Source organism: Psychrobacter sp. 1Y10 (assembly GCF_052259005.1).
Taxonomy (GTDB): domain Bacteria; phylum Pseudomonadota; class Gammaproteobacteria; order Pseudomonadales; family Moraxellaceae; genus Psychrobacter; species Psychrobacter saeujeotis.
On the sequence record NZ_JBQQES010000002.1, the window covers coordinates 442,975 to 455,119 of the forward strand.

Below are 12,145 nucleotides of genomic sequence, written 5' to 3' on the forward strand. Positions count from 1 at the left end.
AGTTATCATAGTCATGACGTCTACTGTACTACGGTCAATTTATACCTTAATACCTACTCGGTAAACGTTAGCGATTACTTACGTTTTTTACGCTGAATGGCGTGAATAGCACGGCCATCGGCTGATAGTGCCGCTTCGTGTACGGCTTCTGATATCGTTGGATGCGCAAACGTCATTAGCTGCAAGTCTTCAACACTAGAAACAAACTCCATCGCAATCATACCTTGATGGACGATATCACCAGCACCAGCTGAGATAGCATGCATGCCTAATAGGCGGTCTGTTTTTGCATCAGCAACGACTTTGATAGAGCCTTGCGCTTCACTTTGCGCAAGAGCACGGCCGTTAGCAGCTAGGTTAAATGAACCAGTTTTGACTTCATAGCCTGCTTCAGTCGCTTCTTGTTCAGTCAAACCAACCCATGCGATTTCTGGATGCGTATAGATAACGTTGATAATAGTATCATAGTTGACTTGTGCTTTTTCACCATGGATACGCTCAACCGCCATCATGCCCTCTTCCATTGCTTTATGCGCCAGCATAGGACCACGGACTAAATCACCGATTGCATATACACCATCAAGATTGGTTTTACATTGGTCATTCACGTCAATCAGACCACGTTCAGTCAAGGTAACACCGCTGTCATCACCCAGTAGTTTTTCAGAGTAAGCACGGCGGCCAACACAAACGATGAGCTTATCAAAACGCTCCTCGCTCGATTCGCCTTTGTTTTCACTAGTGACGACGACTTCATCTCCTTGTACTTCAGCATTGGTGACTTTGGTATCGACACGGATATCAAGGCCTTGCTTTTTAAACATCTTACGAGATTCTTTAGCGATGTCTTTATCAGCAGCGGCTAAAAATTCAGGTAGCGCTTCGTATACAACCACTTCACTACCTAAGCGACGCCATACAGAGCCAAGCTCAAGGCCGATAACACCAGCACCGATAACGCCTAAACGTTTAGGCACTTCAGTGAAATCAAGCGCGCCTGTTGAGTCAACGATACGATCGCCGTCAGTTTTGGCGACTGGAATCTCGATAGGCACAGAGCCTGCTGCCAAAATAACGTTTTTTGCAGTGATGGTGGTCTCAGATTCATCTTCTAAAGCGACAAACTTAACTTTTTTGTCACCACCTTTACCGTCAACTAACGTGCCCCAGCCTTGTAGCCAGTCAACGCCGTTACCTTTTAATAATGCTGCTACACCGCCAGTCAACTGCTTAACAATACCTTCTTTACGCTCTATCATTTGCTCGATGTTGATAGAGACGTCGCCTGTACTAATGCCATGCTCATCAAGATCATGTTTAGTCGCTTCATAACGATGCGAGCTGTCAAGGAGTGCTTTTGATGGGATACAACCGACGTTTAAGCACGTACCGCCAAGAGCAGGCTCGCCTTTATAAACGCGTTTTTCGATACAAGCCACACTCATACCCAGCTGTCCTGCACGGATAGCTGCTTCATAACCACCGGGACCGCCGCCAATGACGACCAAATCATAATTGTCTTTCATAGTCCGTTCCTATTTCAAATTTTATACTATGCCTAAAAGCTTGAGTAACCAGAAAAACCGGTGCAAACGCTACCTATTAGTAGACTAAGCAAGTTTGACATGGCCAATCATATTTTTTAGGTTTGGTATTCGTTATCGTTTAAGCTATTAAGCAATTTATTAATAACAAACGTAATCAGCCAGCAGATAACCGTATAGTCAATACACTACTTCAGTATCTTATGCCGTATAACGCTGATGTGTAACCGTGAGAATTGCAGAATAACTGGGAGAGCTTTTGTCACAAAGCTAAAAAAGCTTGTATCGGTGATTACCAATACAAGCTTAAACACTTATAGATCTAATAGTAATAATGATGGATCTTCAACGAGCTCTTTGATAGTCACTAAGAACTGTACCGCCTCTTTACCATCAATCATACGGTGGTCGTAAGACAGCGCCAGATACATCATCGGTAGGATTTCAACTTTGCCATCAACAGCCATTGGGCGATCATTGATAGCATGCATACCTAAAATAGCCGTTTGCGGCGGATTCAAGATAGGCGTTGACATCAGTGAGCCAAAGACACCGCCGTTTGAGATAGTGAACGTACCACCAGTCATCTCATCTAGACCTAATTTGCCTTCTTGTGCTTTACCGCCAAGCTCACGGATTTTGCTTTCGACATCTGCCATGCTCATGCGATCGGTATCACGCAATACTGGCACAACTAGGCCGCGATCTGATGAGACGGCAACACCGATATCATAAAAACCATGATAAACGATATCATCGCCATCTAATGAGGCGTTTACTGCTGGGAAACGTTTTAGCGCTTCGGTAGCGGCGCGTACGAACAATGACATAAAGCCTAGACGTACACCATGACGTTTTTCAAACTTCTCTTTATACTTAGTACGTAAGTCCATCAACGGCTTCATGTTGACTTCGTTAAACGTCGTTAGCATCGCTGTATCTTGTGATGCTGACAATAGACGCTCAGCAACACGCTTACGTAAACGGGTCATTGGTACGCGTTTTTCAGTACGCTCGCCCGTTGACTCAGCGACAGGACGACCACTGTCAGACTTGATAGAGCTATCAGCTTTTAGCTTTGGGCTTGCCATGTCAGTCTTGGTTACTCGGCCGCCGCGACCACTGCCTTCGACTTCTTTAGGATTTACGCCACTTTCTTTGGCAGCTTTACGTACCGCTGGACTTTGATCTTTATGATCGGCTTCATCATGCGGCGCATCTGGACGACTTGGGGTATCGCCATAACCAGTTTCTTTTTGTTGTACTGGTGCAGCAGGTTGATCTGGATCTACGGCTGGCGCTTCATTAGAGCCAGCATCAGAACTGCCACTTGCGCCAGCTTCGAACTCTGCGATTAAGTCAGCTGATTCAACAGTATCATCGACTTGCTTGACGATTTTGGTCACTACACCGTCATCAGGTGCAACGACTTCTAATACTACTTTATCAGTTTCGATCTCTGCTAATAGGTCATCACGATTAACCTGTTGACCTTCAGTGACATGCCATTCAACAATCGTGCCGTCGGCAATCGATTCTGGAAAAACGGGGGCATTGATTTCAGCCATCGATATACTCCTTAGATTTAGATATTACTATTTATTATTACGTCGTGATAGACAGCTATTTCCTATTTAAGGATATGTCATTAATAAAAACATACCCTCATACCTCATTTACTTCTTGATCATATAACCATGTAATAGGAGCTAACTGCTATCGTCTCATTGATTAATCTTATATTGGTGACACTTATTCAGCCAATTTATCCACACTAACACCTAGACTCTCGGCAACCAGTGTTTGCTGCTGCTGAGCATGCAACTTTGGTGAACCAGTCGCTGGCGCTGCACTAGGAGGACGTGCTACTGGATCCATCACTTTCGCTTTAGTCGGATGCGGTACCACAATACGGAACATATGCGGCGCTAAATAATACCAAGCACCTTGGTTCAATGGTTCTTCTTGTGACCAAACGATCTCTTCTAGATTGCTGTATTTTTCTATCTCAGCAATCAAGCGTTTTTCTGGAAGTGGATATAACTGCTCAATACGAACGATGGCCACATGCTCCAGACCCAATGCGCGGCGCTGCTCAAGTAGGTCATAATAAACTTTACCACCGCACAGTACCAAACGTGTGATCTGATCGGCGTTTTGCTGATCAATCTCTGGTAGTACTGTTTCAAATTTGCCGTTAGCAAGCTCTTCTAATTGTGAAGTTGCAAGCTTATGACGTAATAAGCTTTTGGGTGACATCACGATCAAGGGTTTACGAATTGGACGTACTGCTTGACGACGTAGTGCATGATAGATTTGCGCTGGCGTAGTCGGAGTAATGACCTGCATATTGTCTTCAGCACATAACTGTAAAAAGCGCTCAAGACGTGCTGAAGAATGTTCAGGGCCTTGACCTTCATAACCATGTGGTAAGAGCATCGTTAGACCGCAAACACGCTGCCATTTGGTCTCACCACTAGAGATAAACTGGTCGATAACCACCTGCGCACCGTTAACGAAATCGCCAAACTGCGCTTCCCATACAATCAACGCGTTAGGAACTGTCGTTGCATAGCCATACTCAAAGGCTAGTACCGCTTCTTCTGATAGCAATGAGTTGTAGGTGGCAAAACGCGCTTGGGTCTCGCTTATATGCGCAAGTGGCACATACATACTGCCATCGTTGACGTTATAAATTTCGCTATGGCGATGTGAGAAAGTACCGCGGCCAACATCTTCACCAGTGATACGTACTAATACATCATCATTGTCGACAAGAGAAGCATAAGCAAGCGTTTCTGCTGCGCCCCAGTTAAGAGGCTCTTCACCAGTTTGCATCGCTAAACGCTGATCAACAAGCTTTTGCACTTGACGCTGTAGCTTATAACCTTCTGGCATTTTCGCCATGCGGTGACCATACTCTTTTAACTTTTCGATATCGACACTGGTATCCCAATCGTCAACCAAGTCATGACCTAAATACGGTTTCCAGTTAACAAAAAGCGCTTCATCAGGATCGTTGACTAAAGAATTCACCACATAATCACCACGATCTAGCGACTCACGGTATAAGTCCTCGTAGTTTTTGGCTTTTTCTTCATCGATCACACCAGCTTCTACTAATTGCTGTGCATAGAGTGCACGAGTCGTTGGTAACTTTTTGATAACGGCATACATCAATGGCTGAGTTGCAGAAGGCTCATCGGCTTCGTTGTGACCGTTACGGCGATAACAAAACAGATCGATAATAATATCTTTATCAAACTCATGACGGTAATCAAGTGCAAGCTGCGCGGCAAAAACAACCGATTCAGGATCATCACCGTTTACATGTAAAATAGGAGCATGAACCATTTTGGCGACATCGGTACAGTATTCTGTCGAACGCAAATCTTCTTGACGACTGGTCGTAAAGCCAACTTGGTTGTTTATGACAATATGTACCGTACCACCCGTGGTATAAGCACGCGTCTGTGACATCTGAAAAGTCTCTTGCACCACGCCTTGACCAGCAAACGCTGCATCACCATGCACAACAATTGGCAATACTGAGTTGCCATCTTTATCATTATGACGAGCTTGATCATTACGGCGTACTTGACGTGCGCGTACTGAACCTTGTAGTACTGGAGCAACAATCTCAAGGTGCGATGGGTTAAAGGCCAGTGCTAAATGCGCTTCACCGCCTGGTGTCATTACATTAGATGAATAACCATTGTGGTATTTGACATCGCCTGAGCCTTTTTCTGGCTGTACTTTCCCATCAAACTCGTCAAATAGATCAGCAGGATTTTTACCCAAGACGTTAACCAATAAGTTAAGACGTCCACGGTGAGCCATACCGATAACCATCTCTTTGGTACCGTAACTACCAGCACGTTGAATGATTTCGCTAACCGCAGGAATAAAGCTTTCGCCGCCTTCTAAACCAAAACGTTTTACGCCCGTATATTTACGCGCTAAGTACTTCTCTAATCCTTCAGCAGCCGTCAAACGCTCCAAAATAGATAAGCGTTTTTCCTCGTCAAACTTGATATAACCTAGATTGGTCTCGAGATACTTTTCCATCCAACGTTTTTCGGTACTGGTGGTCACGTGCATGTACTCTACACCGATATGACGGCAATAGACGCGCTCCATAATTTCGATAATTTCACGCAATGGCGCTTCTTTTTTACCGATATTAAGATCGCTAGTAGGATATACAGTATCGAGATCGGCTTCTGATAAGCCATGGTAAGCGAGGGTCAAATCTTCGACTTCAGCGCGCGGATGCAGCTCTAAAGGATCAAGCTGTGCACGGCGATGACCACGACGACGATACGCCGAAATCAATTGCTGGACAGCCATCTGTTTAGGGTCTGCACAGTCTTCTGGGGTGCTTGTAGTTGTATTGTCAGAGGCGGGGCCAACTTTATTGGCTGTCTGATTACGGGCAAGCAATAAGAATTGATCTTTAATGGCATTATGCTTGGCATCGTTAGGAGATTGGTACTGCTTAAAATAATCTTGCCAATCCGTATCGACACTGTCTGGGTCGCTTAAAAACTGCTCATAAAGGGATTCGATATAAAGGGCATTGTCAGCGGCAAGTTCAGTATGTTCTACGCCGGCTGCTTCTTTCGTTATACTATTCATAATAATCGTCTATTTGATAGATAAATGAATGGAATCGTGCTTATTATTGTGTGTTCTATTATACGCTAAGCTTTTAAAAAAGTTGGTATACATCATGAAATACTATTTACTAGTTATTACTTATCGATAGTTACTGTTCTTGAGTAATAGTTTGTGAATAATGGTCATTGACTGATTACGCTAAGCGCTACTTATGATCGCTTGATATTATAAATGAGTATGAGCCACGATAATATCAAGTCCAAGCTTCACTGATGTTAGTCACTTAGATAAACAATTGCTTTGCAAAAAATGTTTAAAAACCATTTAAAGTGTCATCTATAACGAGCATACACTGCTGTATAAGGTAACATGCATAAATTACCTGACATAGTTTGTTTGTTCAATACTAAGTATTTACATATTAAATATTAACTATTACTTTTCGAATATTAGTCATCACTTTACGGACATCAGGCGTATATTATTAATGATGGCATGGCTAAAAGTTCGTAGAGAGTTAGTGTAAAGAGTCTATTTTTTAACGTTGTTTAGTAGCGCTATGATAACATTTTTATGAAGCAATATTTATCATAAGTTGCGAAACACCAACTTTATTTATAAGACAGTCTTGATTATGACAGACGTTACTTTCCTAAAAAACTCATAAAGAAACGATTTCTTCGCGCTAAACGAATCTTTAACTTTTACAATCGACAAAATTGTATGATGACCTATCAAATCAACAAGCTTTTTATCATGTATAAATTGTACAGGTAAATAATAGTCAATCTATAATCTCTTACATGCTACCAACGTACTGTACGCATAGACTTACATTAGTTAAGATAAATGACTCTCTTCTTGCTAATCTAGCAATAGAGCATCTTGTGCAATAAAAAAACCGCCTGATTAACAGACGGTGTCTTTGTATGTATAAGAATACCTAGATATTTGGTTAACCAGCTTGATCTAATAATAAATTACGTAGGTTGCCGATCGCTTTAGTAGGGTTTAGACCTTTTGGACAGACCGATACACAGTTCATAATACCGCGGCAACGGAATAGGCTGAACGGATCATCCAAGCGTGCTAGGCGAGCTTGGGTATCAGTATCACGGCTATCAACCACAAAGCGGTTGGCATTAAGTAGTGCTGCTGGTCCTAAGAACTTATCAGGGTTCCACCAAAATGACGGACAGCTGGTAGAACAGCAAGCACATAAGATGCATTCGTACAGACCATTCATCTTTTCACGCTGCTCAGGTGACTGCAAACGCTCGGTTGGCGGCGCTGGCTGCTCATTGATCAAGTACGGATGTACTTTTTCGTATTGCTCATAGAACTGGTTCATATCAACGACTAAGTCACGGACAACAGGTAAGCCCGGCAATGGACGAACAGTAACTTTTTCAGGCAATGTGTTCATGTTAATCAAACAGGCCAAACCATTTTTACCATTAATGTTTACGCCATCAGAACCACAGATGCCTTCGCGACATGAGCGGCGAAAGGTGATGGTTTCATCTTCCTTTTTGAGACGCAATAACACATCAAGCAACATACGATCTGAGTCTTGTAGCTCAATCGTATAAGTCTGCATGCGCGGCGCTGCGTCCACATCAGGATCGTAGCGATAGATTTCGATGGTGCGAGTACCTCGGCTCATAATGCTAAACTCCACACGTAGGTGATGGCGGGCATACAAAATGTGCATCATACCAGCGCTATTGTTCAATTTATATCATAGCACTGGTATAAGCTTGTAGCTAGCGGTCACCTTTTTAATAAATTAATAAGGGATAAAACGGTAATCCTATACGTATACAAGATGCATGTCGTATAAAATTAATAAACGCGAACTTTTGGCTCAACATAATCGACAGTTAGTGGAACTTTACGAACTGGCTTGTAGATAATACGGTTGCCTTCAGAATACCATAGAGTATGCTTCATCCAGTCGTGATCATTACGACCGTTTGGTGCGTAATCATCGTCTTCTGGACGATCGTAGTCAGAGACACTGTGTGCACCGCGGCTCTCATGTCGACTCGCTGCTGATATCATCGTGGCTTTTGCAACTTCATACAGATTAGCGACTTCAAATGCTTCGATACGAGCTGTATTAAATACTTGTGATTTATCAGCCAAATGAATCTGATCAATCTTCTCGCCCAATGCTAGGATTTTCTCTACGCCTTCATCCATCAATGCTTGCGTACGGAATACACTTGCATGCTTTTGCATAGTTGCACGAATCTCATCTGCCACGTCTTGCGCATTGTAGCCTTCTGTAGATTGCTGCAATTTATCCAAACGACGTACCGTAAAGTCTAGTACATGCGGGTCGAGCGGCTTGTAGTTATGATCAGCATGATGATATTCATCAACGATATGCTTACCTGCTGCACGTCCAAATACTAATAAATCAAGCAATGAGTTGGTACCTAAACGGTTGGCACCATGGACACTAACACACGCACACTCACCAATAGCATATAGACCTTTGACGACATCGCCTTTGGCATAAAGACCGTCTTCATCCTTACCCGCTTCTAAATCTGGTACAACCACTTGACCATGAATCGTAGTAGGAATACCGCCCATCATATAATGAATGGTAGGGATAACTGGAATAGGCTCTTTAGTGATATCAACGTTCGCAAAGTTTTTACCAATCTCAAATACCGATGGTAGGCGCTTCATGATGGTATCTACCCCTAAATGCGTCATATCCATAACGATATGATCTGCATTGGGACCACAACCACGACCTTCTTTGATCTCTTGGTCCATAGAGCGCGATACCAGATCACGGGGTGCTAAGTCTTTAACGGTTGGGGCATAACGCTCCATAAAGGCTTCACCGTCTTTATTACGTAAGATTGCCCCTTCACCGCGGCAACCTTCAGTCAACAGCACCCCTGCTCCGTGAACACCCGTTGGATGGAACTGCCAAAACTCCATATCTTGTAATGGAATGCCAGCGCGAACCGCCATACCAATACCGTCACCAGTGTTAATATAAGCGTTGGTAGAAGCGGCAAAAATACGACCAGCACCGCCTGTCGCTAACACCGTAATCGGTGACTGGAACACAGCTACCGCGCCTGTTTCTTGCTCAAGTGCTACCACACCATTGATGTTGCCAGCTTCGTCTTTGATCAAATCAAGTGCAATCCACTCGATAAAGAACTCAGTACCTTGCTGTAAGTTTTTCTGATACAAAGTGTGTAATAGTGCGTGACCAGTACGGTCAGCAGCAGCGCAAGCACGTTGAACCGCTTTTTCACCATAGTTCGACGTATGACCACCAAATGGACGCTGGTAAATCGTGCCATCTTCGTTACGGTCAAATGGCATACCCATGTGCTCAAGCTCATAGACGACTTTTGGCGCTTCACGGCACATATACTCGATAGCGTCTTGATCACCCAACCAATCTGAGCCTTTTACAGTATCATAAAAGTGAAAGTGCCAGTTGTCGTTACTCATGTTACCTAAGCTTGCCCCAATACCGCCCTGCGCTGCAACTGTGTGCGAACGGGTTGGGAATACTTTGGTCAAAACTGCAACCTTCATACCCGCTTCAGCCAAATGTAGTGAAGCACGCATACCTGAACCGCCACCACCGACGATGACTGCATCGTAATTTAAGGTTTTGATGTTACTAATGGTATTATCTTGTCTTGTTGCCATTACGGTTTTCCTAATGCTTGTGAAGTAAATATAAGGAAGTCCAATCAAATATCACGTCAGATTTTTAAGCGTCTTTTGACCATGCTCATCAATCTAGTAATATTTGTAGACCACCTTTAGCCACTTACTAAAATTTGCATATTCTTCATCATACTCAGCTTAGGATGTCTGTCGCTCAATAAGCTTTGTAACGGTGCTCACTACATGATGTCGCGTACTCTATAGTTATGGATACGCCTAATTGACACTGTAAATCCGCCCAATACAATATGATGAATCTAATATGGCCACTGACTGACTGCTTTTAAAGGCGTTAAAAGCAATTAAAGTTAACTATACAGTCTGTCATCGTAGCGTCTAAAAATGAGGTGTCTATAATAATTAAACAGCCACAACACCGAAGCCACTACCCCAAAAGATCATAACTCCCCAGAATAGATAAACTAAAATGGCGATAATCATTAAGGTTTGTAATACCATACGTAGTTTTGGCGCGCTTTCACCCATCTTACCAGAGGTAATATAGTCAGTGAATATGGTCCACATACCGACCCAAGCGTGGCCAGCAAGTGCAAGTACCGCAACCAAACTGAATAGACGCATAGGCAAACTGGTCATAAAGTCAGACCATTCGATAAAAGTCACATCACCATGCATCAAAAAGAAGCCAAGTAACACGACGCTATAGACTGCTAGGACAACGGCACTAATACGCTGGACTACCCAATCACGTGTGCCTGAGCCTGTCAGACCAGTGGCGCTTTTGATTCCTGAATCATTTTTTATCATTAGAACATCACCCATACAAATGACGCGACAATTAGAATCGCTGCAATCACTAAACTGACAACAGACACCATACGTGCTGATTTCAGCTCTTCGTTGTTACCGTTATCAGCAAATAAATGCTTGATACCCATTACAAAATGATATGCAATCGATGCAACGAATATCCATGCTAAAAAGCGAACAAAAACATTATCAAATACGGTTGCAAAGCTTTCAGGTGACGCAAGAGAGGTCTGTAACAACCAAAGCATGACAGGGATTAATAAGAATAGAACAATGCCAGATATACGATGTAGAATTGAAGCTATCGCAATCGGTGAGCGATTAACGGCCATCACTTGGCTCAAAGGCAGATCAATAGGTCGGTTGCTTTTCACAGCGGGCATCCTTTTTGCGGTTATACTCCTGTATCTACTATCAACGCTAAGCAGGAATCTATCCTACCAAACATTTAGCAACACATGAGACGAATAAAGTAAGGAAGAGCTAGCTGACTGTGCTAGTTTACGCTAGGCATTCATATGCATTCAACAGATAAAACATTCACGATTAACTGTCTATATTATTAATACAATGCTTGCTCATCGTCAGTAGTCATAGCACTCATACACGATACTTATATGACGATCACAATTTGCAAGTTGAACACATGGCTATGTTTTAATTAAGTCGATTGTTTTGCTTGAATCAACTATTCTGTCTGTCTAAATTTAAGATACTAGATTCTTTAACCCTACGTATTTTTATTCATATTTTATAGTTGACTGTCTTTTAAGAGGTTCAGTTAACTGGTCTATTTTTAATTGATTCCTTAATAAAAACAGACATTGTCATTTGACTGCCTGCTAAGACACAAACGGTCTTAGAATCAATATAAAAATAGAACAAACAACGCCAATATTGACACTATAAACTATTGTTATAACTATAAATTTACGTATTCAATCAAAAAAAGCACCTTTCGATTCACGATTTAACAAACGCATGTATCTTACTTAACATTCATTAATATATAATCAGCATCAGTCAAATCACGCCATTATAAAATGGCTAGCCGACAATTACAAATTTATCCCTTAAATAGTGAATATAGTGGTTATGTTGACATAAAACCTATCAATGGTAATAAAATTGTCGCAACCTTACTATTTTAGAACCTACCACAAGCAAGCTCAGATTTGACTACTGGTCATGCACTAGATGTTCTTCATCGTATTAATAAAAAACCTAAAACGGTAAAACAAATAAAAAGAGTCAATTTTTATCAAATTAACAGACCCCTTGATACTTTTATAAAAACCTTAAATATGCGCTAAATATGCTAACAGACATATTTTGATACAAAAATTACCTTATATAACTACCCTGAAACCACGTGAATTAGGGATATAGCTGCTAAAACTCTTTTCTAATTATGTCAAATTACTGGTAACATAGCCTCAATCTTAAATCAGTTAAATTCATATTTGTTCATGTAACGTCACAAAATTATGTGT

Annotated in this window: 7 protein-coding genes; all 7 read right to left on the reverse strand. The window is 42.1% G+C overall.

Annotated features, from left to right (window positions below; translation table 11 throughout):
* Nucleotides 1-74: 74 nt before the first annotated feature.
* The 7 genes from lpdA to sdhC all read right to left on the reverse strand — a co-directional run bounded on the left by lpdA (nucleotide 75) and on the right by sdhC (nucleotide 11,035).
* Nucleotides 75-1,526, reverse strand: coding sequence for a dihydrolipoyl dehydrogenase (gene lpdA / locus ACTXGH_RS04890; protein WP_439296102.1), 1,452 nt, complete (start codon nucleotides 1,524-1,526; stop codon nucleotides 75-77).
* Nucleotides 1,527-1,858: 332 nt separating this feature from the next.
* The gene (gene odhB / locus ACTXGH_RS04895) at nucleotides 1,859-3,112 is read right to left on the reverse strand and encodes a 2-oxoglutarate dehydrogenase complex dihydrolipoyllysine-residue succinyltransferase (RefSeq protein ID WP_439296103.1); all 1,254 of its coding nucleotides are present in this window, start codon (nucleotides 3,110-3,112) and stop codon (nucleotides 1,859-1,861) included.
* Nucleotides 3,113-3,296: 184 nt separating this feature from the next.
* The gene (locus ACTXGH_RS04900) at nucleotides 3,297-6,182 is read right to left on the reverse strand and encodes a 2-oxoglutarate dehydrogenase E1 component (RefSeq protein ID WP_439296104.1); all 2,886 of its coding nucleotides are present in this window, start codon (nucleotides 6,180-6,182) and stop codon (nucleotides 3,297-3,299) included.
* Nucleotides 6,183-7,119: 937 nt separating this feature from the next.
* Nucleotides 7,120-7,830, reverse strand: coding sequence for a succinate dehydrogenase iron-sulfur subunit (locus tag ACTXGH_RS04905; RefSeq protein ID WP_439262445.1), 711 nt, complete (start codon nucleotides 7,828-7,830; stop codon nucleotides 7,120-7,122).
* Nucleotides 7,831-8,009: 179 nt separating this feature from the next.
* A complete protein-coding gene (sdhA, locus tag ACTXGH_RS04910; RefSeq protein WP_439262447.1) occupies nucleotides 8,010-9,860 on the reverse strand; it encodes a succinate dehydrogenase flavoprotein subunit in 1,851 nt (616 codons plus the stop codon).
* A gap of 381 nt (nucleotides 9,861-10,241) precedes the next feature.
* A complete protein-coding gene (gene sdhD / locus ACTXGH_RS04915; RefSeq protein ID WP_439262617.1) occupies nucleotides 10,242-10,628 on the reverse strand; it encodes a succinate dehydrogenase, hydrophobic membrane anchor protein in 387 nt (128 codons plus the stop codon).
* A gap of 20 nt (nucleotides 10,629-10,648) precedes the next feature.
* The gene (sdhC, locus tag ACTXGH_RS04920) at nucleotides 10,649-11,035 is read right to left on the reverse strand and encodes a succinate dehydrogenase, cytochrome b556 subunit (protein ID WP_075103328.1); all 387 of its coding nucleotides are present in this window, start codon (nucleotides 11,033-11,035) and stop codon (nucleotides 10,649-10,651) included.
* Nucleotides 11,036-12,145 lie beyond the last annotated feature (1,110 nt).

Bases quoted from the DNA above. Each gene is read 5' to 3' on its own strand.
- sdhC (WP_075103328.1), bottom strand. From the start codon at position 11,035: ATGCCCGCTGTGAAAAGCAACCGACCTATTGATCTGCCTTTGAGCCAA.
- lpdA (WP_439296102.1), bottom strand. From the start codon at position 1,526: ATGAAAGACAATTATGATTTGGTCGTCATTGGCGGCGGTCCCGGTGGT.
- ACTXGH_RS04905 (WP_439262445.1), bottom strand. From the start codon at position 7,830: ATGAGCCGAGGTACTCGCACCATCGAAATCTATCGCTACGATCCTGAT.
- ACTXGH_RS04900 (WP_439296104.1), bottom strand. From the start codon at position 6,182: ATGAATAGTATAACGAAAGAAGCAGCCGGCGTAGAACATACTGAACTT.
- sdhA (WP_439262447.1), bottom strand. From the start codon at position 9,860: ATGGCAACAAGACAAGATAATACCATTAGTAACATCAAAACCTTAAAT.
- odhB (WP_439296103.1), bottom strand. From the start codon at position 3,112: ATGGCTGAAATCAATGCCCCCGTTTTTCCAGAATCGATTGCCGACGGC.